The organism is Rudanella paleaurantiibacter (assembly GCF_009184635.1).
In the GTDB taxonomy this organism is placed as follows: Bacteria; Bacteroidota; Bacteroidia; order Cytophagales; family Spirosomataceae; genus Rudanella; species Rudanella paleaurantiibacter.
Genome location: NZ_WELI01000001.1, coordinates 95,232 through 119,336, shown reverse-complemented (window position 1 = coordinate 119,336; position 24,105 = coordinate 95,232). Strand labels below are relative to the sequence as shown.

General features: G+C 53.4%; 24 protein-coding genes. 15 read left to right on the top strand and 9 right to left on the bottom strand.

The features are described from left to right. Nucleotides 1–85 precede the first annotated feature (85 nt). The 4 genes from F5984_RS00505 (at nucleotide 86) to F5984_RS00490 (ending at nucleotide 2,082) form a co-directional block, all read left to right on the top strand. Nucleotides 86–796 carry an OmpA family protein gene (locus F5984_RS00505; RefSeq protein ID WP_152121810.1) on the top strand — a complete coding sequence of 237 codons (711 nt, stop codon included), beginning with the start codon at nucleotides 86–88 and terminating at the stop codon, nucleotides 794–796. A 171-nt stretch (nucleotides 797–967) separates the two neighbouring features. Next, nucleotides 968–1,183 (top strand): hypervirulence associated TUDOR domain-containing protein, encoded by a 216-nt coding sequence (locus tag F5984_RS00500; RefSeq protein ID WP_152121807.1) that lies wholly within the window; start codon nucleotides 968–970, stop codon nucleotides 1,181–1,183. Between the two features lie 18 nt (nucleotides 1,184–1,201). Next, nucleotides 1,202–1,549 carry a DUF3140 domain-containing protein gene (locus F5984_RS00495; RefSeq protein WP_152121805.1) on the top strand — a complete coding sequence of 116 codons (348 nt, stop codon included), beginning with the start codon at nucleotides 1,202–1,204 and terminating at the stop codon, nucleotides 1,547–1,549. A gap of 77 nt (nucleotides 1,550–1,626) precedes the next feature. Continuing rightward, on the top strand, nucleotides 1,627–2,082 hold the full coding sequence (locus F5984_RS00490) for a ferritin-like domain-containing protein (protein ID WP_027302900.1): 456 nt from the start codon (nucleotides 1,627–1,629) through the stop codon (nucleotides 2,080–2,082). Between the two features lie 59 nt (nucleotides 2,083–2,141). On the opposite strand, the gene F5984_RS26475 is transcribed toward F5984_RS00490, so the two are convergent. The 3 genes from F5984_RS26475 to F5984_RS00480 all read right to left on the bottom strand — a co-directional run bounded on the left by F5984_RS26475 (nucleotide 2,142) and on the right by F5984_RS00480 (nucleotide 3,290). After that, nucleotides 2,142–2,297: a hypothetical protein gene (locus F5984_RS26475; RefSeq protein ID WP_185155378.1), complete on the bottom strand. Its 156-nt coding sequence runs from the start codon at nucleotides 2,295–2,297 to the stop codon at nucleotides 2,142–2,144. Nucleotides 2,298–2,638: 341 nt separating this feature from the next. Continuing rightward, nucleotides 2,639–3,007, bottom strand: a complete 369-nt coding sequence (locus F5984_RS00485) for a YtxH domain-containing protein (RefSeq protein WP_152121802.1) — start codon at nucleotides 3,005–3,007, stop codon at nucleotides 2,639–2,641. A gap of 31 nt (nucleotides 3,008–3,038) precedes the next feature. After that, complete coding sequence (locus F5984_RS00480) at nucleotides 3,039–3,290, bottom strand: YtxH domain-containing protein (RefSeq protein ID WP_019988085.1); 252 nt, start codon at nucleotides 3,288–3,290, stop codon at nucleotides 3,039–3,041. 291 nt (nucleotides 3,291–3,581) lie between these two features. Between F5984_RS00480 and F5984_RS00475 the strand changes: the two genes are divergently transcribed. The 3 genes from F5984_RS00475 to F5984_RS00465 all read left to right on the top strand — a co-directional run bounded on the left by F5984_RS00475 (nucleotide 3,582) and on the right by F5984_RS00465 (nucleotide 7,317). Further along, a complete protein-coding gene (locus F5984_RS00475) occupies nucleotides 3,582–4,688 on the top strand; it encodes an endonuclease/exonuclease/phosphatase family protein (RefSeq protein ID WP_152121801.1) in 1,107 nt (368 codons plus the stop codon). A 643-nt stretch (nucleotides 4,689–5,331) separates the two neighbouring features. Then, entirely contained in the window at nucleotides 5,332–5,697 is a 366-nt protein-coding gene (locus tag F5984_RS00470; RefSeq protein ID WP_027302901.1) for a response regulator, read from the top strand. 132 nt (nucleotides 5,698–5,829) lie between these two features. Beyond that, entirely contained in the window at nucleotides 5,830–7,317 is a 1,488-nt protein-coding gene (locus tag F5984_RS00465) for a sigma-54-dependent transcriptional regulator (protein ID WP_152121799.1), read from the top strand. A 408-nt stretch (nucleotides 7,318–7,725) separates the two neighbouring features. Here the strand turns inward: F5984_RS00465 and F5984_RS00460 are convergent, their stop codons facing one another. Beyond that, the gene (locus F5984_RS00460; protein WP_152121797.1) at nucleotides 7,726–8,382 is read right to left on the bottom strand and encodes a porin family protein; all 657 of its coding nucleotides are present in this window, start codon (nucleotides 8,380–8,382) and stop codon (nucleotides 7,726–7,728) included. 246 nt (nucleotides 8,383–8,628) lie between these two features. Here F5984_RS00460 and F5984_RS00455 point away from each other — a divergent pair, with 246 nt between their 5' ends. The 7 genes from F5984_RS00455 to F5984_RS00425 all read left to right on the top strand — a co-directional run bounded on the left by F5984_RS00455 (nucleotide 8,629) and on the right by F5984_RS00425 (nucleotide 15,421). Beyond that, nucleotides 8,629–10,923 carry a PAS domain-containing protein gene (locus F5984_RS00455; RefSeq protein WP_152121795.1) on the top strand — a complete coding sequence of 765 codons (2,295 nt, stop codon included), beginning with the start codon at nucleotides 8,629–8,631 and terminating at the stop codon, nucleotides 10,921–10,923. Between the two features lie 46 nt (nucleotides 10,924–10,969). Continuing rightward, nucleotides 10,970–11,416, top strand: a complete 447-nt coding sequence (locus tag F5984_RS00450) for a response regulator (RefSeq protein WP_246168745.1) — start codon at nucleotides 10,970–10,972, stop codon at nucleotides 11,414–11,416. Nucleotides 11,417–11,448: 32 nt separating this feature from the next. Beyond that, a complete protein-coding gene (locus F5984_RS00445) occupies nucleotides 11,449–12,939 on the top strand; it encodes a hybrid sensor histidine kinase/response regulator (protein ID WP_152121793.1) in 1,491 nt (496 codons plus the stop codon). Nucleotides 12,940–13,224: 285 nt separating this feature from the next. Then, nucleotides 13,225–13,440, top strand: a complete 216-nt coding sequence (locus F5984_RS00440) for a DUF2188 domain-containing protein (protein WP_246168744.1) — start codon at nucleotides 13,225–13,227, stop codon at nucleotides 13,438–13,440. A gap of 26 nt (nucleotides 13,441–13,466) precedes the next feature. Then, nucleotides 13,467–13,883, top strand: coding sequence for a four-helix bundle copper-binding protein (locus tag F5984_RS00435; RefSeq protein ID WP_152121788.1), 417 nt, complete (start codon nucleotides 13,467–13,469; stop codon nucleotides 13,881–13,883). 177 nt (nucleotides 13,884–14,060) lie between these two features. Beyond that, nucleotides 14,061–14,564, top strand: a complete 504-nt coding sequence (locus tag F5984_RS00430; RefSeq protein WP_152121787.1) for a pyridoxamine 5'-phosphate oxidase family protein — start codon at nucleotides 14,061–14,063, stop codon at nucleotides 14,562–14,564. Between the two features lie 131 nt (nucleotides 14,565–14,695). Next, on the top strand, nucleotides 14,696–15,421 hold the full coding sequence (locus tag F5984_RS00425) for a DUF3891 family protein (protein ID WP_152121782.1): 726 nt from the start codon (nucleotides 14,696–14,698) through the stop codon (nucleotides 15,419–15,421). Nucleotides 15,422–16,046: 625 nt separating this feature from the next. Here the strand turns inward: F5984_RS00425 and glgX are convergent. The 5 genes from glgX to F5984_RS00400 form a co-directional block, all read right to left on the bottom strand. Then, nucleotides 16,047–18,191: a glycogen debranching protein GlgX gene (gene glgX, locus F5984_RS00420; RefSeq protein ID WP_152121781.1), complete on the bottom strand. Its 2,145-nt coding sequence runs from the start codon at nucleotides 18,189–18,191 to the stop codon at nucleotides 16,047–16,049. Nucleotides 18,192–18,364: 173 nt separating this feature from the next. Beyond that, nucleotides 18,365–19,228 carry an SDR family oxidoreductase gene (locus tag F5984_RS00415; protein ID WP_152123099.1) on the bottom strand — a complete coding sequence of 288 codons (864 nt, stop codon included), beginning with the start codon at nucleotides 19,226–19,228 and terminating at the stop codon, nucleotides 18,365–18,367. Between the two features lie 24 nt (nucleotides 19,229–19,252). Then, on the bottom strand, nucleotides 19,253–20,107 hold the full coding sequence (locus F5984_RS00410) for an SDR family oxidoreductase (RefSeq protein ID WP_152121779.1): 855 nt from the start codon (nucleotides 20,105–20,107) through the stop codon (nucleotides 19,253–19,255). Between the two features lie 126 nt (nucleotides 20,108–20,233). Beyond that, complete coding sequence (locus tag F5984_RS00405; RefSeq protein WP_152121777.1) at nucleotides 20,234–22,672, bottom strand: TonB-dependent receptor; 2,439 nt, start codon at nucleotides 22,670–22,672, stop codon at nucleotides 20,234–20,236. Nucleotides 22,673–22,739: 67 nt separating this feature from the next. Next, entirely contained in the window at nucleotides 22,740–23,417 is a 678-nt protein-coding gene (locus F5984_RS00400; protein WP_152121775.1) for a MarR family winged helix-turn-helix transcriptional regulator, read from the bottom strand. A gap of 183 nt (nucleotides 23,418–23,600) precedes the next feature. Between F5984_RS00400 and F5984_RS00395 the strand changes: the two genes are divergently transcribed. Beyond that, on the top strand, nucleotides 23,601–24,056 hold the full coding sequence (locus F5984_RS00395; RefSeq protein ID WP_152121773.1) for a 3-oxoacyl-ACP synthase: 456 nt from the start codon (nucleotides 23,601–23,603) through the stop codon (nucleotides 24,054–24,056). Nucleotides 24,057–24,105: the final 49 nt, after the last annotated feature.

Below are 24,105 nucleotides of genomic sequence, written 5' to 3'. Positions count from 1 at the left end.
ATACAATAAATAGGTGTAAGTTATTTACTGGGCGTTCTACTGGTATAACTTTTGGCCTCTGTTTGCCTAAACATCCCACAGGATTATGAACTGGAACAGAGGAGTATCCAAGAAACAGATGGCCACTGTAGCCATCGCATTCACTTTGCTATCAGGCGATGTCCTGACAGGCTGTAAATCGGCCAAACGAAATACGAACAAAACCCAGCGGGGTGCTGCCATTGGCGCAGCGGGTGGTGCCGCCGTCGGCGGAATCATCGGACGCCGGTCGGGCAATACCGTGATGGGGGCTATTCTGGGTGCTACCGTGGGTGGTGCCGCCGGGGCCGTGATTGGCCGTCGCATGGACAAAGCCGCCGAAGAGATGCAACGCGACCTGCCCAACGCTAAAGTTGAGCGCGTCGGTGAGGGCATCAAGATTACGTTCGGGTCCGATATTCTGTTTGATGTGGGCAAATATGACCTGAAGCCCCAGACACAGAAGGACCTGGCCGATTTTGCGCAAACCCTGCAGAAGTATCAGGACACCGACATTCTGGTTGAAGGCCACGCTGACGCCACCGGTTCCGATGAGTTGAACCTGCGGCTGTCGCGCCAACGGGCCGATGCCGTTGCCGACTACCTGAAGGCGCAGGGCGTAAAAGCCGGTCGTATGGATGAGAAAGGTTACGGTGAATCGCAGCCGGTAGCCGATAACGACAGTGAAGCCGGTCGGCAGAAAAACCGCCGGGTCGACATCGCCGTTTTTGCGAACGACAAGATGAAGCGGGATGCCAAAAACGGCAACCTCGATTAACCAGGTCACGCGCACACACGGGGCATCAGTTGCTGTCAAAGTCAGCTGATGCCCCGGCAAACTGAACTAAATGCAAAATGTATGATGGACGGAATGGATAGTGAATGAGCTAATTGTTGATTCGTAAAACTCATTATTCATCCTGCATTGTACATTCTTCTTTCATCTATCATGGCAACGGTAAAAAAAGGCGACCGCGTAGCGTGGAAGTACGGTAAAGGAACGGGCGAAGGCACCATTACCGAAGTGCACACGTCAGACGTGAGCAAAACCGTACAGGGAAAGACAATCAAACGCAAAGGATCGACCGAAGAACCTGCGCTGGTGATTACACAGGACAAAAAGACTAAAGTCGTTAAGTCGGCAAGTGAAGTCACGAAGAAGTAAACCGTTTGATAAGAAGACATGGCTACAGCAACCGATACGCAGGATCAGAAAGCCGTACGAAACGAATTCAACGAACTCGTAAACATGACGGCTACCCAACTGAAAAAATGGCTCGACACCGACGAGTCAAAATCGGTTGGCCAGAAACAAAACGGTGATTCTGAATCAACTGGCCATAAATCGGGCGAGCGAATCGTGGACCTTCTGGGTAAGAAAAACGCCGAATACACCGACGACGACTATGCCCACATGCGGAAGGTGATCAGCTATATCAAACGGCACTCGGCGCAGGAGCCTAAAGAGAGCCGGGGAAGTAACTGGGAATATTCGCTAAAAAACTGGGGGCATGACCCAAACAAAAGTTGACTTTTTCTGATTTAAGTAGATACAAAGCCAAATCGCCTTTGTCGATTTGCAAAGTAGATTACCAACAACTCAACATTATGAACGTTAAACAGACCCGGGGAGAAATTCTCGACGCACTAAACACGTTGCTGACCCGCAGCCACGACGCTGAAGAAGGGTATCAGGAGGCTGCCGAAAATACGAAGGATTCTGAGCTGAAAAGTCTTTTTCTGGCTCAATCACGGCAGCGGGCCGAGTACGCTATGGAACTCGACCGGGAGATCCGCACACTGGGTGGCGAGCCCGACAAGAACACGAGTATTCTGTCGGATTTACACCGTGCCTGGATCAACATCAAATCAGCTTTTGCAAGTGATAATGATAAAGCAACCGTACAGGAATGTCAGCGGGGCGACAAAGAAGCGCTCGATGACTACAACAACGTGTTGCAGCAAACCGACTTGGCCGCCAGCACCCGCGAGTTGCTGTTGCGGCAAAAACAGAGCATCGAATCGGCCCACGCGTCGATGGCTCGACTGGCCTTGGTAGTGTAGTGAATGGTGGGATTGGAAAGCCTGCTTCCTCTGGAGGCAGGTTTTCTTGTTTATAGGGGTCAGGCGAATGCCTGGGTAGCCTTGGTTGTGTACCCTGCCTGCTTACGAACCACAAAGGCGAAGCTATTGCCTGGCGTTGTAGTGGTTGTGAAGCCGAATACGTCCCGAATTTTGGGGCGACGGAAGCACGGAGGGGTTGAATACAATTTAGTCATTTTGATACGAAGGTTGGAACGGAAACGTGCTGTATAGACGATTTGTTTGGATGAGGTAACAAACCGAGTGGTTAATTCTGAGCGAAATACGCCATGACCAGCAGGGTCAGCAGGGCAATCAGACGGAACCAGGACTCGGTAGCAAAGTTAGACGTGCGCATGGGGGTAAAAGCCTGTAGACTATTGACAGTACAAAGTTGTAACATGTCTGTTAAAGCGCACTTAAACACCAGTTAAATCATAGTTAAAAGGGACAAAAAAAGAGCCTCCCCACCCGGAATCCGGATGGGGAGGCTTTGTTCATAATGTTGAGTAAATCAGAAAGCGGAGGTTAGCCCTGCTTAATCAATTTTGAGCGACTCACGAGTCGAGTTGATACCTGACTCTGTGTTGTCGGCCAATTGGTCGACGGTATCGTTATATTGGCTTTTAGCACGCTGCTTGTCGTACTCATTCTGAGCCTGCGACTTGTACTCGTTAAGTTGCTGCTTGGCCTTATCGGTGTATTCAGAAACCTGCGTTTTAGCCTGCTCGTAGCCCTGTTTCACCTGCTCAACGCCTTTGTTCCATTGATCTTTCAGATCGCCCGAACGTTTGTTGGCTTCTTCTTTGAGTTTGTCACGGGTTTCTTTACCGCTACGTGGGGCTGTCAGCAAGCCGATAGCTACTCCAGTCAATACACCTGTCAGAAAATCGCGTGTGCTACGCATGATCGTTGTTTGTTTTTAGGTTGATAATCGGTTAACGTTTTGCCCGGCGCTCAGCCCGGCCGAGGGCGTCTTTTGTGCGCGACGCTGAGGTCTCTACAAAATCATTGTATTGCCCCTTAATGGTCTCGATGCCCTCCTGCAGTTGATCCTGCAAGTCTTTAAAGAATGAATCTGCGTCGTTCGAAATACGCTTACGTGTTGCATTGCCCTTATCGGGGGCCATCAGCACGCCAAGCACTACGCCAGCCGCAAGTCCAATCAGAATTCCTGGTAATGCTTTCATGGTTCGTCGAGTCGGTTGTGTATCGTCTTCCGACATCCTACCTTTTAGAAAAAAGCGTACCAGACAAGTACCCCAGACATAATATACTCTTTATCAGAAAATTATAACTATACCGACAGATTGATGGGGACCAAACGTGGGAATGATTTTCTACACTTCTTCGACTTTATTCCTCATAATTTCCCGGCCGACTATTGCCCTTCAAATTACCGCTGAGTAGGTACACCATGCGTTCAGGCGACTTTTGAGGGGCAACCCCAACAGACGAACACATCTGTTAGTTATCTGGCCATGAACTTCGCCGAATCACTATTCCTGGGCTACGGCCTTTTTGTCGGTATTGCCTCGTTCCTCAACCTTATCCGGCTCGATTACTGGTGGATTCGGATGTGGGATTTCCCCCATTTTCAGCTCATGGTGCTGGCCGCCGTTGGGCTGGTAGCCTGGCTCATTTTTCAGAACGACTGGACATGGCCACAGTTGCTCGTACCGACCCTGCTGACGGCCGCACTGGCGTATCAGGGGTGGCTCATTTACCCATACACGTTCCTACACCGGGTGCAGGTGCCGCGTCAGAAACGAAAATCGCCCGAAGTTGAAGCCAACGGTATTCAGCTTTTGATCGCCAATGTGTTCATGGACAACACGCAATGTCCTGATGTGTGCCGGCTCATTGGCAAACACCAACCCGACATTGTGCTTATTCTGGAGGGCAACGAGACCTGGCGGCAGGCGCTGAGTGGTATTGAGCCCGACTACCCCTACCGGCAGCTTATACCGCTGGAGAATACCTACGGCATGCTGTTTTATTCGCGGTTACCCATGCGGGCCACACAGGTACGGTTTCAGATTCAGGACGACATCCCGTCCATTTATACGCAGCTGCAACTACCTTCGGGCAAATGGATTCACTTTTACGGCGTACACCCGATGCCGCCCAGCCCGACCGAGCATTACCGCTCTACCGAGCGCGATGCCGAGTTACTGCTGGTGGGCCGGGAAGCGCGCGGCCTGAAAGGGCCAATTATTGTAGCCGGCGACCTTAACGACGTAGCCTGGTCGCACACAACCCGGCTCTTTGGGCGGGTAAGTGGCCTGCTCGACCCGCGCATTGGGCGGGGCCTATTCAGTACCTTTCACGCGAAGTACTTCTTTTTGCGGTGGCCCCTCGACCACGTCTTTGTATCGCACCATTTTACGGTTAATAGCCTTCGCCGGTTGCCTAATTGCGGCTCCGACCACTTCCCGATTCTGGTTGCGCTCACCTACGCCCCCGATCCCGAACGCATAGACGACATCCCCGAGCCTGAGGGCAACGATCTGGAAGAGGCAAAAGAAAAAATAACCGAGGCTTTATCGGCCAACCAATCCGATACGGACGATGTCAAACCGGCTTAAACAAAAAATTCCTGCGCTCAAATTGGCGCAGGAATTCCGTACCCACCGTAACTTGTACTTAACCTAAATTGGCTCGCTGCTGTGTCGAGACAGCGAAAATGTCTTTGTTATTTTTTCATTGTTTGCCCACCAAAAGAGTGCGACGGGCAGGCAAACATTCGTTGAGGCAATAGTTGAGTAAATCAGAGCAGCATGGAGGCCGAAGCCCATTGCTGTGTCTCGCTTCGGTTAAGTTTATAGAAAAAGTTATGCCAGAAAATGATAACCTTTGTGGTTAGTAGAGTAAGAGCCGCTTATTAGTTGAAAATGAGCGGTAAAAAACAAATAAGCCGCTTTTGTAGACAAAAGTGGGTAGTATAAAAATCGTAGAATAATCTCTACAGTTGTAGAATATACTGTAGAGATTTCACGCACTCGGTCAGGTTAAGTTATTTAGCGAAATAGACAAAAAAACTTCGCATAAACTTATTAAATAGCTCATACTGTGGTTTTTGAACCTTAAAAGATCACCCCAGTTGCTGGCCCGGTTGAGTTAGGCATCAATTTAGAATAGTTCATTACCGAACTTTGAATTGTTTGCATCGTGATACGAGCAATAGGAACCAACACGGGTCAGCAAGTACGCCCCACCGTGAAATATGATATGACAACTATAAAACGAGTCTTGATCGTTGACGATGAAGCTGATATATGCTTATTGCTATCAGGTTTGTTACGACGGTTAGGATATCAGCCCACCTGTGCCCATTTTCTGGAGGAAGGTCGTCGGTGTTTGCGTTCGCAACAGTTCGACGCCGTATTTCTCGATTTGAACCTGCCCGATGGGTTAGGTTTTGATCTGCTCCCAACCATCAAAACCACCCACAATGAGACCAAGGTGATCATGATTAGTGCCTTCGATGGTAACGCCGAGCGATCAAGAGCCACTGAACAAGGAGCCGACTATTTTATCGGCAAACCATTCACCCGGAAATCGGTTGAACAGGCCCTGCAAGCTATTTCGGAATAAGTTATCTTTGTATAGGCTGCATCTGCATCACCCGATTTCATAAAACGCGTGTTCGTGGGTAGTCGTGTCGATACACGACGCTCTTTTGCTTTGCCCTGCCAACACCTTTTGCTTTCATTGACACTACCGCCCATGGAACGTATTCTCATAGTTGACGATAATAACGATATCTGCCTGTTGCTCGAACGGTTTCTGTCGAAGCAGGGCTACAAAACGGCTTCGTCCCAGCGGGGTGAAGACGGCCTGGCCCAGATCCGCAAAGATGCCTTCGAACTGGTTATCTGCGATTTCAAACTTCCGGATATCGACGGCCTCGAAATGCTGCGCCGGATCAAAGTCATCAGCCCATCAACGGCGGTTATCATCATAACCGGGTACTCCGACGTTCGGATTGCGGTACAGGCCCTCAAATACGGTGCCTTTGATTACGTAACCAAGCCACTGTACCCCGACGAAATTCTGTACACCATTAAAAGTGCGCTCGACCGGCGTCAGCAAACCCTGACCAACCCCGCCGGAGCCGCCACCGAAACCGAAACGGCACCAGCCTCAGCCCCCGCTAAAGGAACATCGGGCCGGGGTGCCAAGGCCGCCACGATGGCACCCGACGGCAAGCGCTTCATTTTTGGCAAGAGCCGGGCCGCCGAACAGCTTCAGAAACACATTGAACTAATTGCCCCGACCAACATGTCGGTGATTATCACGGGCGAAACCGGAACGGGGAAAGAATTTGTAGCCAACGCCATTCACCTGCGCAGCAAACGGGCCGAAAAACCGTTTGTAGCCATCGACTGCGGGGCGCTCTCAAAAGACCTGGCCGGTAGCGAACTATTCGGCCACGTAAAAGGGGCTTTTACGGGGGCCCTGTCCGACAAAGCGGGTAGTTTCGAGTACGCCAACGGCGGCACGCTGTTTCTCGACGAAATTGGCAACCTGTCGTACGACAACCAGATTAAACTGCTGCGGGTGCTTCAGGAGCGCAAGATTCGGCGTATCGGTAGCAACCAGGATATTCCGGTCGATGTGCGCATTGTATGTGCCACCAACGAAGACCTGCGCGACGCCGTGCGTCAGGGTCGTTTCCGCGAGGACATTTACCACCGGATCGATGAGTTTCGGATTGAGCTGGCCCCCCTCCGCGAACGCCGTACCGACATCATGATTTTTGCCGAGCACTTTCTCCAACTGGCCAACCAACAGTTAGAAAAAGAGGTGCAGGGTTTTGAGGACGAAGCAAAAGAAAAGCTCCGCGACTACTATTGGCACGGCAACCTGCGCGAATTGCAGAACGTGGTGAAGCGGGCAGTGCTACTCACCCAGGGCGATTACGTACAGGTTGAGGCCCTCCCCCACGAGATAGTTCACCCGACGTACTTCCATCCCGAAGAGCAGAGTGTAGCGGCTGGGGTTCAGGTGTATCCCGACATGATTCGGGCCGGGGCAACGGTTATCGCGCAACCAGCCAGCAACCTGAAGTCGGTATCGGAAAATGCCGAGCGAGCCGCTATCCTGAAAGTCCTCGAAAAAACGGGCTACAACAAAACCAAAGCCGCCGAGGTGCTTAACATTGACCGCAAAACGCTTTACAACAAACTCAAAGCGTACGACATACACTTATAAGAGTTTAGAGTTTACGGTTTAGAGTTTACAGTTTAAGTAGGTCACCCAAAGTAGTTTAGGTTATATATTGGCGTGCATTTTGTCATGCTTCCTTCGTCAGCATGACAAAATGCATACTTTAAAGTATTTTAGATAAGGCACTTAAGTAGTTAAGCAGAATTAAACTGAATTACTTAAATAGACGTTTTTGTCATCCCGACGCAGGAGGGATCTTACAGTCAGTCAATTAGAAAGATCCCTCCTGCGTCGGGATGACAAACCAAAGCCCAACTTAATTCTGCCTGATTACTTACGGTTTACGGTTATTAAGACGCGAGGTATCACGTTTCACTCTTTGGCACCAATACAAATCGGGGTCGGCAGCATTTAGCTACCGACCCCGATTTATTATGAGTGAATCTAAGCCGATTAGTTAACACTGAAACCAACCGAGATCATCCCGACGCCGTTTTTGGCATTACCCAATACCGTGCGGGCGGCTGCCGAGTTGGCAATATTTTGCAGACCCTGACCATAGCGCAGGCCAATCAGAGCTTTACCCAGAAATACGTTCAGACCACCGGCTACACCGTAATCAAACTTATTGAAAGCATCGCGGTTAAGAGCCAGTGTGCTGCTTCCGAGATCACCCGTAGAACTTACGTTGGAGTTGACAAGATAAGCGGCATATGGGCCAGCCTGTAACTCAACGGTGTTGCCCAACTTAAACGTTGCCAGTACGGGCAATTCAGCGTAATTGAGCCGGAATGTGTTTCGGCCCTGCAAATTAAAGCCCCCCGCACTCAGATTATAGTTGGCCGAAGCCCCCTTGGCCGAGTACAATAACTCAGGCTGAATGGCAAAAAACTCGCCCGCCGGAATCTGAGCATATACCCCCCCGTGAAAGCCGTACCGTTCTTTACGGTCGTTGGCATTGGCGTTTTCGAACGAGATGGAACTGGCGTTGAAACCGCCTTTGATACCCGCCCGAACCCGGTTCTGTGCATTGGCGTCGGTAGGTTGAAACAAGAAGGCTCCGAGACCCATAAGACCTAAAGCCAACCATGATTTGCGTGTAGTTTTCATAACGTGTAATGGTTAGTTGACAATGCCGACTAAAGCATTATTGCTCAGGTATAGGGTCAATTTCGTGCCAGAGTTAATCGCCGAACGTCATAAATACGTTTGGAAACTGATTATGACCCTGTTTACTTGCATATTAACTGGTTGATTGACGTACCCAAGTAAGTGGTTTACCCCCATGAACTGCGTATTCGTCTCCCCAAATCGGGGAATTAATCAACCAACCCACCGTTCTTAACTATTACCAGAATGAACCCTGCCAATCAGATGAATGCCTTGTTTGGACTGGACGAAACCAAGAATCAGCCCCAGGCCGAACTGCTGCATAATCTGCTTACTAATTCGCCCAACGGGATTGAGATTTACAAACCCCTGCGCGACACGGCCGGGGTCGTGTACGATTTTCTGGGAGTAAGCATGAACCCGGCTGCCCGGCAACTGGCGGGCTATCCGGCCGACGGCCTCGCCGGGCATACCCTGCTCCAGCGGTATCCACAGGCAAAACAAACCGGGTTGTTTGACCGATGCGTGCGACTAATCAGTACGGGTGAGCCGTTCGAGTACGAGCATTACGAGACCGAACGCCGATCGTGGTACGCTTACTCGGCGAGTGTATGGCAGGATGGCCTGGTTCTGAACTTCAGCGACATTACCTCCCGCAAAGAAACCGAAATTCGGCACCGCGAACTGGTTGATACGCTCAACAGTGTGCTCGATGGCTCCATCAATAGCATCATGACCTTCCGGGCCATGCGCAATGCCGAGGGCCAGATTGAGGATTTTGAGATTCTGACCGCCAATCAGGCCGCCGAGGTGTACCTGAACATGCCCGAATCGACCATGATCGGGCAGCAGCTGCTTCAGCTATTCCCCGAGAACCTGTCGATGGGGCTATTCGACATGTACGTGAAGGCCATGGAAACCGGGCAGCCTCAGCGAATGCAGGCCCTGTATAACGGCGACGAGCAACCCCTCTGGCTCGAAGAGTCGGCCCGCCGACTGGGCGAAGACACGTTGCTGGTGACCTTCATGGACATCACCGAATCGCGGCTGGCGCTCGAAACCGTACAGCAGCAGGCCGACTGGCTCCGGGTGGTGCTCAACGGGTCGATCAGTTGTCTGGTTTCGCTCGAAGCGGTGTATGATGCCGGGCACCAACTGATCGACTTCCGGTTTGTGGTGGTCAACCGGGCCGCCGAACGGTTCCTGGAAACCACCGAAGCCGAGCTACTTGGCAAAAGTCTGCTCACGTGCTGCCCCTGGCATATTGACACGGGCCTCTTCGACCTCTACACAACGAGTTTGCGCGAACAGAAAGAGCACCGGCAGGAGGTGTACATGAATCAGGATGGTTTTGAGCGCTGGCTCGACGTGTCAGTTTCGCCATCGGGCAGCAACCGGCTGGTGGTTGCCTTTATGAACATTACCGACGTTCGGAAGGCGCAACACGCACTCATGGGCGAGTCGATTCTGTTCAAGGCCCTTTCCAACAATGTGCCCGAAACGGGTGTGCTCGTTTGCGACCATACGCTCCGAATTCTGTACGCCAACGGCGACCTGCCGCCCGCTTTTCGGGTCAGTAGTAATCAGGCGCTCACCAACCAGCCTTTTGTCCAAATGGTGGTACCCGAGTTCAGGGAGAAAGGTCTGGCCAACTTTACCGAAGCCCTATCGGGCCGTAGTCAACGGATGGAAGAGCAGGTAGGCGACCAGATTTATGAGGTGTTTTTTGCCCCGGTTCACAACGATGCCGACCAAACGGTGATGGCTATGCTTACGTTTCGGAATGTGACCCAGAACCGGCTGTTTCAGCGGCAGCTGGAAGAATCGGTCAACGAGCTGAAACGGTCGAACGCCAATCTGGAACAGTTTGCCTACGTGGCCTCGCACGATTTGCAGGAGCCCCTGCGCAAAGTGCAATCATTTGGCGACGTACTGGCCGATCAGTACCGCGAGGCCCTGGGCGAAACCGGCTACGATCTGGTGCAGCGGATGCAACTGGCAGCCCGGCGCATGTCGGCCCTGATTCACGATTTGCTGACGTACTCCCGGCTTTCGGCCCAAACGAACCCGTTTAAACCCGCTAACCTGAACCAGATTGTGGCCGAGGTAATCGACGATCTGGAAGCCAATATCCGCGAAAAAAGCGCCCACATCCACGTAGGGTCACTCCCCGTGGTGCAGGGCGATGCCAGTCAGTTTCGGCAACTGTTTCAGAATCTGCTATCCAACGCCCTCAAGTTCACGCGGGCGGGCGTGCAACCCATGATCAACATCTCGGCCAACCTGCACATGGACCCTACCGACGAGCGTCGGCTGGTGGTTGAGGTGGTTGTTACCGACAATGGAATCGGGTTTGAACAGCAGCACGCCCAGCGCATTTTTCAGGTTTTTGGGCGTTTGCACGGCCGCAGCGAGTATAGTGGCACCGGAATCGGCCTTGCCATCGTACAAAAGATTGCTCAGAATCACGGGGGTGAGATTGTGGCCGAGGGTTATCCAAATAAAGGCGCCACTTTTAAGCTCTTATTACCTATCAATTAAGTAGTTTTACATTACTATTGGATTAGTTGCTACTAACTTTCCGGTCATGACCAATACCCAGCGTACTTCCATGCTAATACTGATTGCTGATGATGATGCCGACGACCGCATGTTTCTGGAGCAGGCTTTACGACAAAATGGTTACACACACGAAGTTAGATCTGTTGAGAATGGGGAAGAACTACTCGATTATTTGAATGGACGGGGCGCTTACACGGCTCAGTCGGCTCCGCGCCCTACCCTGCTGATTCTGGATCTGAACATGCCCCGCATGAACGGCTTTCAGGCCCTGGGCCTCATTAAGGAAAACCCCAATCTGCGCCGGTTGCCGGTGGTGGTCATGTCCACCTCCTCGGCCGATGAAGATGTGGTGCGCTCGTACAATCTGGGCGTCAATTCCTTTGTAATCAAGCCCTTTAATTACAACCGGCTGGTTGAGGTTATCGCTGCATTGAAGGCATACTGGCTCGAAACGGTTCGGCTGCCTCAGTAAACCAAAGGCCTCCTTTGCTATCCATATTAACCATGATTTCTCAGGAAAAAATTACGTTTGACGTAGCCCCGGCTAAACAAGACAAAATCAGGGTTCTGCTGGTGGAAGACGATGAAGACGATTACGTGCTGACGCGTACACTGGTTTCGTCGCGGGAAAACGCCAACATCCGACTCGAGTGGATCGACAACTACGATTCGGCGCTGAAAGCTATTCAGCGCAACGAATTTGACGTGTATCTGATCGACTACCGGCTCGGCGAGAATACCGGTATCGACCTGATTCAGGAAGCATTCCGGCTGGGTAGCCAGGCCCCCATGATTCTGCTGACGGGACAGGATGATCTGTCGGTCGATAACTCGGCCCTCGAACTGGGGGCGGCCGATTATCTGGTCAAAGGGCGCATCGACGCGCAGGTACTGGGCCGGAGTATCCGGTACGCCCTGCGGCAGGCCGAAACCCTGGCCGAACTGGCTAAAAACGAGAACAAGTACCGGGCGCTGTTCGAACGGTCGATGGACGCCATTTTTGTGATGGACAGCAACCTGATTTTTCAGGACGCCAACCCCTCTGTCGAACAACTGCTGGGCTACACCCGCGACGACCTGAAGTACATGAATGTGGCCCGGCTTTTTACCAACATCGACGCCCTGCGCGAAATTCGGTTCAACGTCCGGGAGCACAATCAGCTGAAGGATTACGAAACCACTCTCATCAGCAAAGCGGGCCGCAAGCGCACCTGTCTGGTGTCGATCTGGGCCGTCGACGATAATCAGGGGCAACCCAACTGGTATCAGGGCATTATTCGCGACGTAACCGAGCAGAAGCGGGCACAGCAAGACCTGATTGTGGCCGAGAAGCTGTCGATGACCGGCAAAATTGCCCGGAGCATTGCCCACGAGGTTCGGAACCCGCTCACCAACCTCAGCCTTGCCCTCGAACAGCTCAAGGAGGAACTCCCCGCCGACGACGACAGCACGCAGGTGTTCACCGACATTATTCAGCGCAACGTGGAGCGCATCGGGCAGTTGATTACCGAGATGCTCAATTCCTCAAAGCCGCGCGAGCTCGACCGCAAGCCGCAAAACCTGACAAACATTGTGCGCGATACGCTGCACCTGGTTTCGGACCGGCTTAAGCTTAAATCCATGCAGTTGCAGACCAACTACTGCACCAGCCCCTGCACGGCCCTGCTCGACAGTGAGCAGATCAAAACGGCCTTGCTCAACATCTTTATCAACGCCGTAGAGGCCATGGAACCCGGTAAGGGAATTCTGACCGTGAGCACGTCCTGCTCCGACGACGACCGTGTGATTGTGGAAGTAAAAGACAACGGTAGTGGTATTTCGGAGGAAAACCGCAAGCGGCTGTTCGACCCCTTCTTTACGGGTAAGAGCAGCGGTATGGGCCTCGGCCTGACCACCACGCAAAACATTGTGAACAGCCACAAAGGCAGCATTGAAGTCGACTCGAAAGAAGGCTTCGGTACCACGTTCCGAATCAACTTCCCGCTTTCGGCTTAACAATCTGTTTTCAAACGCAGTACAGACCCGGCCCGGTGCCGGGTCTTTTTGTTGGGGAATCCGGGAAACCGGTGGGCAATAAACTCCACACTCACCCCACTATTTTTCTACAGCTCAGCGCACCGGCCCAACTGCCCCGCTACCAATTAACGTAGCCAATAACGCCCGAAATACTGCCTTATAATTGATTTTGAGCCGCTTACGAAACCCGTGTTACTTTAACCCAGATACTCCGTCCATATTGGCACCAAAATTTCTATACCCATAGCGTAAATGAATACGAAGATGATGTGGAGCGATACTCATTTCCCGGCAGCGATGCGCTCGCTTAACCCCAGCACTCGGGCGAAAGCAATTGAGATTGCCAACCGTTTGGTAGCTCAGGGCGACATGACAAAGCAACAGGCGATTACTGTGAGCATCAGCGAAGCACGCCGGATGGCTCGGTTGAGCTATTCGGGCACCGACGCTGCGGGCCTGTATTCATCCCATTCTCGTTGATTTTAAACCTTTTACGCTCTACCGTTATGAACTGGAAGAAAAACATTTACGATTCCCTGACCGGATGTGCAGCCCTTTGCGACGAAACCGCCACGAACGCGTCGCGCCAGGCCGATATTGAAAACTGGTATCGTTACATCTTCCTCAATCTGGACTGTGCCGACCTCTGCCGTCAGGTAGCCATGTTGTACGTTCGGGGTTCGGAAAACACCCGCTTACTGGCCAAAACCTGTATTGAGGTGTGTGAAAAATGCGCCGAAGAAGCCGCCAATTTCAACACGCCCGAAACCCAGCAGGTATATGCCATGTGCCAGCAGACGATTCGGAGCTGCGTAAATATTCTGGATATGTCGCACCAGCAGACGCTCGACTCAACCAACCCCAGCACGACACCTTCGTCGCTGTTCTACGGAATCGACCTGCGCGAAACCCTGTACAACTAAGCATAAACAACAACGACTAATACCTCACCATAAAGCCGTTCCGATTTACTCCGGGGCGGCTTTTTCGTTGGTATATGGCCTACCGCAATCAGGCCATACCTACCCAATCGGGCGTTAACTCGTTTTTTCAAACCCCGACCCTACATTGGCCGTTTCAGGCATACAAACCAAAACGTTATGGAAACACAGCACCAGCACAACAAAGACCTGGAAAAGGTTAAAGATCTGATTGAAGATATTCGAATTGCCATGATGACGACCGTCGACGAAGCGGGGCATCTGGTAAGCCGCCCGATGGCCGTAATGCAGATGGATGCTAACGGGACCCTCTGGTTTTTCACCAAAAAAAGCTCACCCAAGGTAGATCAGGTCGAAAATCATGAGCAGCAGGTGAACCTGAGCTTTGCCGATGTATCAGATGCCTCATACGTATCGATCAGTGGTACGGCTCAGGAACTGGACGACCGGGCGAAAATTGACGAACTGTGGTCGCCAGCGGCCAAGCCCTGGTTCCCCGACGGGAAAGACGACCCGCAACTGACTATTCTCAAAGTCGACACGCACATGGCCGAATACTGGGACTCCACGTCGAGCCGGATGGTGCGCTTCCTCGAAATGGCCCGCGCTGCCGTCACCGGCGACACATACAAGGAAGGCGAGAATCGGAAGGTATACAATTGATAAAGTAGGTAGGAGAGAGAAGTGAGGAGTGAGGAGTTGCTGACGCACGAGTATTGCTTACGCGTAAGCAACTCCTACCTGCTCTCTCCTACCTCCTCACTCCTGCCTCCTACCTTCTCACTCCTACCACCATGATCGTAACAAATACCAACACCGGCTGGCGGGTGATTCATCAGCAGGCGCATGGGCTGCTGGCTATGCAGCTTGCTCTGCACTGGAAACCCCAAAACCGCCCGGCCCGCTGGCACGAAACCCTGGCCGCCCTGCTCGAACACGACGATGGGCAGGACGCCTGGGAGGGCCGAAATCACCTGACCGACGCCGGGGCTCCCCTCGATTTTCACGAGCTGGAATACTCCGTGGAGCAGATGAAAAACATGATTCGGATTGGGCTGGAAAAGAGCCGCTGGAATGCGCTCATGCTCTCCATGCACACGACGTTTCTGTATACCGAAAAACGGGGCGAAGACCGGGCCTTAGACGAATTTCTGGACCAGCAGAAGACCAATCAGACCAAGTGGCGCAAAACCTACGGGGCCACCGTAGCCGAAGCCCGGTATGCCTACGATTTCCTACAATGGTGCGACGCGCTCTCGCTCGTGCTGTGTCAGGACCTGCTTCAGATTGAAGAACGGCGACTCGAAGTAAGCAAAGGCCCCGACCAGATCCCCTATTTCATTTACCAGCGCACCGACGGCTCGGTAGGGCTCGAGCCGTGGCCATTTGCCACGCGTGAGTTCACGGTCCATGTTGAATCGTACCTGCTCACGCAACTTGCCTTCACCGACGATACCGAGCTGTATAATGCCCTCAACGACGCCGAAGTTGAAGAATTGAGCTGGACATTCAGACAGTGAAGAGAGCACAAAATGACCACCCCCTGCCCCCTCCTTGAACTAAGGAGGGGGTTGTAAAAACGTCAACCTTGACTAAAAAAGGGGATGTAAAAAGCGCTCTGCTTGCCAAGTAAGCCTCCCCCTCCTTTAACTAACAGGGCTTTTTCATAAAAAATTATGGCTAACGCATAGCCCTTCGACAGGCTCAGGGTGACGATCAAACAGCGACAATTCGAGAATCATGTTTCAAATTCTGGGTCACCCTGAGCCTATCGAAGGGCTATGCGTCAGCAATTTTCGCTCAAAAAGTTAGTGGCTAATTGTATTGAGTGATAAGGTTATTCTCCTTTTGGCTGTCGTGTACAACCACTGCCAGGGTCTTCGACCCCTGGCAGGGTTTGGGTTGCCAAAAACCAGCCCCTGGGGGGAGACCCAGGGAGTGGTTCCTTGCGAGAACAACCTAATCACCCAATACAGCTAATTTTTATGAAAAAGCCCTCCTTAGTTCAAGGAGGGGTGGTAAAAACGTCAACCTTGACTAAAAAAGGGGATGTAAAAAGCGCTCTGCTTGCCAGATAAGCCTCCCCCTCCTTAGTTCAAGGAGGGGGCCGGGGGGGGTCGAAGTGACTCGAAAAGACGAGCACCATTACACCACTTTCAGCAGGACCGACGAACGGCCCGGAATCATAAAAGGTATTTTCACACTCACTTTATGACCTTCGGGATTAGCTGTCTGATCGGCCGAGTTGACCACAACAGCCCACTGATGCCCACGGCCGGGCTTGGGGAGGTGAAACGGCAGCTCTTCCCAGTACGCATTGAGCACCCACAGCAGATGGTCAGGCTCCACGGCGGTGCCATCTTCCTCCTGATCGGTAACGGCATCGCCGTTGATGTAGAGGCCCACGCAGCGCGTGTCGCCATTGGCCCAGTCTTCGTCGGTAAACGGATGACCGTCCGGGCGCACCCACGTTATCTGCTCGCCATCGTAGAACTTGCGCCGACGCAATAAGGGCATCTGTGCGCGCAGAGCCGTCAGGCGGCTCGTGAAATCGAACAGGGCCTGTTGGTCTTCGGTCCAGTTCCAGTTCATCCAGCTCAGTTCGTTGTCCTGATTATAGACGTTGTTGTTACCGTTCTGGGTGCGGCCGCACTCGTCGCCCATCACCAGCATAGGCGTACCCTGACTGAGCAGCAACGTAGCCAGGAAGTTGCGTTTCTGCCGTTCACGAAGCTGGTTGATCTCAGGGGCGTCGGTAGGCCCTTCGGCACCGTGATTCCAGCTTTCGTTATCGTTGGCCCCGTCGCGGTTGTCTTCGCCGTTGGCTTCGTTATGCTTCTCGTTGTAGCTCACCAGATCGTTGAGCGTAAAGCCATCGTGCGCCGTAATGAGGTTTACGCTATTGACGGGCGAGCGGCCATCGTTGGCGTACAGATCGGGGCTACCCAACAGCCGCGAAGCCAGTTCGGGCACCTGATGCGCGTCGCCTTTCCAGAATTTGCGGACACAATCGCGGTATTTACCGTTCCACTCCGCCCAGCTTACCGGAAACTGCCCCACGTGGTACGAGCCAATGTCCCAGGGCTCAGCAATGAGTTTCACCTGTGCCAGAACGGGGTCCTGGGCTACGGTATCCAGAAACGACGACACCCGGCCCGCTTCGGCTTCGTCGCGGATCAGGGCCGAGGCCAAGTCGAATCGAAATCCGTCTACGTGCATCTCGGTCACCCAGTAGCGGAGGCTATCCATCACCAGTTGCAGCGTCCGGGGGTGCGTCAGGTCGACGGTGTTGCCGGTGCCGGTGAAGTCGTTGAAATAGATTGGATTTTCTTCCACCTGCCGGTAATAGGCCCGGTTGTCGATGCCCTTCATAGAGAGCGTCGGCCCCATTTGGTTGCCCTCGGCCGTGTGGTTATACACCACATCCAGAATCACCTCAATACCGGCTTTGTGCAGCGCTTTGACCATTTCCTTAAACTCAGTCACCTGCCCGCCCATCATGCCCGATGCCGAGTAAGTGTTCTGCGGAGCAAAAAAGCCGATGGAGTTATAGCCCCAGTAGCTTTCGTTGGTAAACTGATGCACGGGCAACAGCTCAACGGCGGTCACACCCAGTTTTTTAAGGTAATCGATGCTTTCGGGAGCGGCCATACCCGCGTAAGTGCCACGAATTTCTTCGGGAATGGTCGGGTGCTGATGGGTAAACCCTTTCACATGGACCTCGTAAATAACCGACCGGGCCATCGGCACATCGGGGGCGGTATCGTCGTCCCAATCAAAGGCCGAGTCGACCACAATGCTTTTGGGCATGGTAGGGCCGCTGTCTTCGGTGTCCATCACGAGCACCCGCTCTTCGCCTTCTTCTTTGTAGTCGTACCCCAGAAACGAATCGTCGTGCACCACGGGCGCATGAATCGCCTTGGCGTACGGGTCGAGCAGGAGTTTGTAGGGGTTGAAATAATGACCGGCTTCGGGGTCATACGGCCCATCGACGCGGTAGCCATACAACTGACCGGGCTGAATATCGTTGATGTAAATGTGCCAGATTAACTCGGTACGCTCCGTGACGGGGATGCTCACCAGCTCGCGGCTGGGGTCTTGTGGGTCGTACAGGCACAGGTAAACCGCCGTGGCATTGCCGCTAAAGAGAGCAAAGTTGGTGCCTTCGGCATCGGGGGTAGCGCCCAGCGGATAGGGTTTGCCGGGGCGGGTAGTGTAGTCGTTGGGGGAAACGGGTGCCGACGGTTGGGCCGCCGACGAGCCGTCGGTTGGTAATTCTGTATTTTTCATAACGTGTAGTGTAAAAATCGCTTTACACTGATTATAAACCGGGTGCTGAGGAAAAGGTTTATTAGGTAACCAGTAGCTACAAAACACACCGCGAAGCACTGCGCCCCCACGCCTGTTGCCAGCGTCATGGAATGCAGTACTTCGCGGTTGGGTGTCGAGTTGCGGATAATCAATTACGAGTTCACCACCTCGCCCCCATTCACATGAATGGTTTGGCCGGTGATGTAGCTGGCATCCTCCGAAGCCAGAAATACATAAGCCGGGGCCAGTTCGGCGGGCTGCCCCACCCGACCGAGCGGCACATCCTGCCCAAACTTAGCCACCTCTTCGGGCGTTTTGGTCGAGACAATAAGCGGGGTCCAGATGGGGCCGGGCGCTACCTGATTCACACGGATGCTGCGGTCGGCCAGATTCTGCGACAACGACCGCGTAAACGAGGTAACAGCGCCCTTGGTCGATGAATAATCAATGAGTGATTCGCTACCCCGATACGACACAACCGACGAGGTGTTGATGATGCAGTCGTGGGCCGCCATGTGGGGTAGTACGTTTTTGGTGAGCCGGAACATCGCCAGAATGTTGATCTCGAAGGTGTCTTTCAGCTGCTCGTCGGAGATGTTCGTAAACTCCTGCTGCTCTACGTGATTAGCCGCGTTGTTTACCAGAATATTCACCCGCTTGTAGGTACTCACCACCTTGCCCACGGCCTCCCGGATAAACGAGATACTCCGCAAATCGCCGGGCAGTAACAGACACCGACGGCCTTCCGCTTCGATCAACCGCTTGGTTTCCTGGGCATCCTGCTCCTCGCGAGGATGGTAAATAATGGCTAAATCGGCCCCTTCGCGGGCGTAATGCACCGATACCGCCCGCCCAATGCCCGAGTCGCCCCCGGTGATGAGCGCGATTTTGTTTTCTAACTTACCCGACCCTTCGTAGCCTTCCCGAATGTAAATCGGGCGCGGGTCCATTTGGTGTTCCAAACCCGGCTGCGCATCCTGATGCTGGGGCTTGGTTTCTAGTTTCATGTCTTCCATAACGTCTTGTATCAAACAGATTGGTTAGCCATTAATGATGGTGCCGCCGTTGGGATGAATCACTTCGCCCGTCACGTACGACGAATCGTCGGAGGCCAGGTACACATAGGCCGGGGCCACCTCGCAGGGCTGACCGGGGCGTTTCATGGGCACATCTTTACCAAACATGGCCACTTTCTGCTTATCGAACGACGACGGGATGAGCGGGGTCCAGATGGGGCCGGGCGCCACGCCGTTGACCCGTATCTTTTTCGACGCCAGATTGCCCGCCAACGCCCGTGTGAAAGCCATAATCGCTCCTTTGGTCGATGAATAATCGATCAGGTCGGCGCGACCCTGATACGCCGTAATCGACGTGGTGTTGATGATAGCGTCGCCCTCGTTCAGGTGGGGCAAAGCGGCCCGTGTAACCCGGAAAAACGAGTAAATGTTGGTTTCGTAAGTTTTGAGCAGGTCTTCGTCGCGGATTTGCTCGAAGTGATCGTGGGGATACTGAATCCCGGCATTGTTGACCAGAATATTCAGCTGCCCGTATTCGCGGACAGTATCTTCAACCACCTGCCGACAAAAATTGGGGTCGGTCAGGTCGCCCGACAGGAGCAAACAGTCTCGTCCTTCGGCTTCCACCAGGTCTTTGGTGTGTTGGGCATCCTGCTGCTCGCGGGGCGTGTATACAATGGCCACATCAGCCCCTTCGCGGGCAAAGTGGATGGCCACGGCCCGGCCAATACCTGAGTCGCCCCCGGTGATAAGGGCCACTTTATTTTTAAGCTTGTTGGCCCCCCGGTAATTATACCGAATGTACTTGGGTTCGGGGGTCATTTGCCCCTCAATGCCCGGCTGCGGGTCCTGATGCTGGGGCGGAATCTGATTCTCCATAACGTTGAAAGCTTGAAACGAACGATCTCAAGCTTTCAACGCCACCCTTTAGGGGTTGTTCAGATAAATCTACTAAATGAATAGGGAGGAAGGAAGACGGGAGGAAAGGAAAATCCTCCTTTCCTCCTAAAATTCTACCATAAACCCAATCGTCGGGGTTACAAATGGGTTGTTGTTAGATAGTACTTCCGGGATACCGTTGCTGCCGTTGGCGCGCAGGGGTGCTCCGTCGGTGGTCAGGTAGCCCGAGCCATCGAGGGCGCGGCTCAGGACAAAATCGGGCAGGCCGGGCGTGGGTAGTACAAAAGCATTCTGAACGTCGAGGAACAGGTCGAGCGTTGTCCGGCGGAAGTTCCATTTCTTATCCAGCCGGAAATCAAACTGATTCAAAGGAGCGAGCCGCTGCGTGTTCAGCTTCGAATAGTCGGGAATGCCCTGCCCCAACGCCAGGAAGTTGGCCTGCGAAGCCGGAATATCGAACGGCGTAAACGGTGCTCCACCCGCAAAGCGGTATTTCAGGCCCATCTCCCAACCGCGCTTGAACTTACGCCCGAGCAAGCCCGAGAACAGGTGCCGGTTGTCCCAAGCCGAGGGCACCAGCACACCATTTGATCCTGAGAATAAACTCCGCACGTAGGTGTACGAGGCCACTACAAACAGGTTTTTGACCAGTTTCTGCTGAAAAAATACCTCTACCCCGTAGGCTTGCCCTTTGCCGGTACTCGTAACGGCTTCATTACCAATAGCGTTGAAATCAGCGCCCAGGTTAGCCAGCGATATACCATTCCGCACCGACACCGGGTAGTTGCTGTATTGCTTGAAGAACCCCTCGACCGTAAACCGGCGCGTGGGATTCGGCAAAAACTCGATACCCGCCACGTAATGGTTCGAGGCAATGTAGCGGTTGTCGCGGTTGACAAACTGCCCCTGCGCATCACGGTAGCCCAACACGGTGTAAATCGGCATTTTGAAATAGCGCCCCACCGACGCGTTCAGGTTCCATTGCTCGTTGAGGGCGTAACTCAACGCCAGCCGGGGCGACAACGTCTGCAGCGGATTCATACCCGTGGTGGTAAACGTGTTCATGTCGGTACGCAAGCCGGCCGAAACCCCCAGCCGGTTGTTCAGCACGTTGCGGTTTACCTGTACAAACGCCCCGAAACGGCCCAGATCAAGGCTTGTATTCGACCGGATACGGACTTCGGGCGATACCAATTGCCCTGATGGGTCGAACACGGCATTCCGAATCTTGCCCGCAATGTCGTTGTTGAACTGTGCATACTGGGCCGATACCCCGTATGAGTACCGCCAGCCTGCCACCGACTTGTTCACGTCGATACGGAGCTTGTTTTCAATCTCCCGCGACCGCAACCGAAACGCCCGCGCCGACTCGTCATTCTGCCGGGCATCCTCAAACCGGTCGAGCGCATTGTCGAAGGCATTCCGGCTCAGGGCGATGTTGAGGTAGCCGTTTTCGATCAGGTGCCGCAGGGCCAGCCCGCCCGTGTAGTTCCACTGATTAATGAGCGGAGCCCGCCGAATGGTGTATTCTTTGTCGGGTGTAACCTCGCGGGGTACGGCAAAGCTGAACTCATCGAGCGCGCCCACGCCCACGGCCGTCAGGGTTGTTTTTTTACTGAACCGATGGGTGATTTTGGCCTGAAAATCCCAGTAATTAGGCCGGATAGGCAGGTCGATAAGCCGGAAGAAGTATTGCAGATACGACCGGCGGGCCGAGGCCAGAAAGGTTGTTTTTTCGGACAACGGCCCCTCGGTAGTCAGGGCCAGCTCGGTGCCGCTCACCCGGAAATTGCCCTGTAGCCGCTCGCGGTTGCCCTCGCGTTGCTTGAACTGAAACACCGACGCCAGCGCGTTGTCGTACCGGGCATCGAAACTGCTCGACGACAGGGTCACGTCTTCAATAAACGACACGTTCAGGATTCCCTGCGGGCCACCCGTGCCGCCCTGCGTCTGAAAATGGTTGATGACCGGAATCTCGATGCCGTCGAGGTAGAACACGTTTTCGTTGGGTGCGCCCCCCCGGATAATGATGTCGTTGCGGAGACCACCCGGCGAGCCACCCACGCCCGGCAGGGTCTGAATCACTTTCGAAATATCGAAGTTACCGCCGGGGTTGGTCTTGATTTCTTCGGTGGTGAGCCGCTGAATAGAGTTGGGGCTTGAGATGGTCGATGCGGCCGCCGTTGCCCGGTTGGCCTTGACCGTCACCTCCGATAGCCGCTGATTTTCTTCAGTCAGCTCGAAATTGGCCTGATTGTCGTTGCCCGACGTCACCACGAGGTTAAACTTCTCCAGCGATTGGTAGCCCACATACGAAGCCTGTAGGTTGTAAGTACCCACGGGCAGGGTCAGTTTGTACCGGCCTTCGGTGTCGGTCACGACACCCTGCGTACCGTTGGCCACTTTGATGGTCACGCCGATGAGCAACTCCTGCGTTGCCGCATCGCGAACGGTTCCGATGATATTCCCCACCCGTTGGTCGGGGGTTTGGGCCTGCAACGTGCCAATGAGCAGCAGACAGACCATACTGTATAAAAAGCGCATAAGTTAAGTACCGAATGGGATTCGGAACATTAACACGCTACCTCGAAAAATGTTGGACGTTTTTGTACTATTTTTTTTGTAGCTCCCGCACAAGTTCTTCTGTCGACTCCGACCGGTCGCTCAGAAAAATAGGATTATGGAATTGGTGTAGCCGCTCCATCAGGCCCACCAACTGCAACTTTTCGGTATTGGACAGTGGCCCGCCAATCAGAATGGACGTTTGTACCATACGCGGCCAGATTTGGTGCAACATAGCCACACCCGCATCGGTCAGTTTCAGCCGTTTACTACGTTTGTCGGTTTCGTCATTTTGTTGTTCCACCAAGCCATTGGCAATCAGTCGGCGGATAATTTCCATGCCCGTTGTTTTCTCATGAATGTTGTACTGAATCAGTTCCACTTTTGTCTGCAACGGTTTGTACATCAGCGAAATCATGTACGCAAAATCGTCAGAACTAACCAGAGGGGTATCTGTCAAAGCGCGTTTGGTGAGTGAGCGGGCATAGCGATAGAGGTAGGTCACGAGCTTACCGATGAGCGTATCGGGAGCCGCGCCCGAAACCGACTGCACGGGGCCCTCGGCCGCCTGGTCGGCTCGCTTTTCGGCCGCAACGCGTTCGTTCAGCCAGGCCAGAAAATACACCATTTCCGAATTAGTAGCTTCAGCGGCCCCACCCGTATGAGCCGTTTCGCGCTCGTAAGCCTCGGCGTAATCGATCAGCTGGCGGATTAGTCCGTATTTCATTCGATAACAAAAAGCATTTACCTACCCTCGGCAATATAGTACGATTTTGTACTATTCTACTCGCTGTATAAACGAAATTCGGGGGGTATAGGTTTGGGCGGGGTGTAGGAATCATACGAAGACAAAAAACGTATTGTGAACGATACATAGAACATTATACCTTCACCCCTACCCACTTCCCTCGTGACCACTTTCCTCAAAGCCAAACTATACGACCATTGCCTGGCCTACGTGCAGGAGCGCATCGACAATGCCGCCGAGGCTATGCAGGCCGCGCAGGAATCGGCCAATTCAGAAACCAAAAGCTCGGCGGGCGATAAGTACGAAACCGGCCGGGCCATGGCGCAACTCGAACGCGACCGCCACGCCCAACTCCTCGCCGAAGCCCAGCGGATGAAAGCCGATCTGGAAAAACTCGACCCCGCGGCCGAGTCGGCAGTGGCTATCCCCGGCAGTTTGGTGAAAACGTCGCGGGGCACATTTTACATCAGTATCAGTGCGGGCAAAATCTCCCTCGACGGCACCGACTATTTCGCCGTATCGCCAGCCTCGCCTATCGGGGCCCTGCTCCTGGGCAAGCGCATGGGTGACTCCGCTACGTTCAACAGAATGGAGTACCGCATAGAGGCCATTTCCTGAACCGACTTCATTAAACAGGACGGCTTTTTCGCTTTTGGAGGTATATACC

Excerpts from the sequence above, each read along its gene's own strand:
- F5984_RS00505 (WP_152121810.1), top strand. The coding sequence starts at position 86 with ATGAACTGGAACAGAGGAGTATCCAAGAAACAGATGGCCACTGTAGCC.
- F5984_RS00500 (WP_152121807.1), top strand. The coding sequence starts at position 968 with ATGGCAACGGTAAAAAAAGGCGACCGCGTAGCGTGGAAGTACGGTAAA.
- F5984_RS00495 (WP_152121805.1), top strand. The coding sequence starts at position 1,202 with ATGGCTACAGCAACCGATACGCAGGATCAGAAAGCCGTACGAAACGAA.
- F5984_RS00490 (WP_027302900.1), top strand. The coding sequence starts at position 1,627 with ATGAACGTTAAACAGACCCGGGGAGAAATTCTCGACGCACTAAACACG.
- F5984_RS26475 (WP_185155378.1), bottom strand. The coding sequence starts at position 2,297 with ATGACTAAATTGTATTCAACCCCTCCGTGCTTCCGTCGCCCCAAAATT.
- F5984_RS00485 (WP_152121802.1), bottom strand. The coding sequence starts at position 3,007 with ATGCGTAGCACACGCGATTTTCTGACAGGTGTATTGACTGGAGTAGCT.
- F5984_RS00480 (WP_019988085.1), bottom strand. The coding sequence starts at position 3,290 with ATGAAAGCATTACCAGGAATTCTGATTGGACTTGCGGCTGGCGTAGTG.
- F5984_RS00475 (WP_152121801.1), top strand. The coding sequence starts at position 3,582 with ATGAACTTCGCCGAATCACTATTCCTGGGCTACGGCCTTTTTGTCGGT.
- F5984_RS00470 (WP_027302901.1), top strand. The coding sequence starts at position 5,332 with ATGACAACTATAAAACGAGTCTTGATCGTTGACGATGAAGCTGATATA.
- F5984_RS00465 (WP_152121799.1), top strand. The coding sequence starts at position 5,830 with ATGGAACGTATTCTCATAGTTGACGATAATAACGATATCTGCCTGTTG.
- F5984_RS00460 (WP_152121797.1), bottom strand. The coding sequence starts at position 8,382 with ATGAAAACTACACGCAAATCATGGTTGGCTTTAGGTCTTATGGGTCTC.
- F5984_RS00455 (WP_152121795.1), top strand. The coding sequence starts at position 8,629 with ATGAACCCTGCCAATCAGATGAATGCCTTGTTTGGACTGGACGAAACC.
- F5984_RS00450 (WP_246168745.1), top strand. The coding sequence starts at position 10,970 with ATGACCAATACCCAGCGTACTTCCATGCTAATACTGATTGCTGATGAT.
- F5984_RS00445 (WP_152121793.1), top strand. The coding sequence starts at position 11,449 with ATGATTTCTCAGGAAAAAATTACGTTTGACGTAGCCCCGGCTAAACAA.
- F5984_RS00440 (WP_246168744.1), top strand. The coding sequence starts at position 13,225 with ATGATGTGGAGCGATACTCATTTCCCGGCAGCGATGCGCTCGCTTAAC.
- F5984_RS00435 (WP_152121788.1), top strand. The coding sequence starts at position 13,467 with ATGAACTGGAAGAAAAACATTTACGATTCCCTGACCGGATGTGCAGCC.
- F5984_RS00430 (WP_152121787.1), top strand. The coding sequence starts at position 14,061 with ATGGAAACACAGCACCAGCACAACAAAGACCTGGAAAAGGTTAAAGAT.
- F5984_RS00425 (WP_152121782.1), top strand. The coding sequence starts at position 14,696 with ATGATCGTAACAAATACCAACACCGGCTGGCGGGTGATTCATCAGCAG.
- glgX (WP_152121781.1), bottom strand. The coding sequence starts at position 18,191 with ATGAAAAATACAGAATTACCAACCGACGGCTCGTCGGCGGCCCAACCG.
- F5984_RS00415 (WP_152123099.1), bottom strand. The coding sequence starts at position 19,228 with ATGGAAGACATGAAACTAGAAACCAAGCCCCAGCATCAGGATGCGCAG.
- F5984_RS00410 (WP_152121779.1), bottom strand. The coding sequence starts at position 20,107 with ATGGAGAATCAGATTCCGCCCCAGCATCAGGACCCGCAGCCGGGCATT.
- F5984_RS00405 (WP_152121777.1), bottom strand. The coding sequence starts at position 22,672 with ATGCGCTTTTTATACAGTATGGTCTGTCTGCTGCTCATTGGCACGTTG.
- F5984_RS00400 (WP_152121775.1), bottom strand. The coding sequence starts at position 23,417 with ATGAAATACGGACTAATCCGCCAGCTGATCGATTACGCCGAGGCTTAC.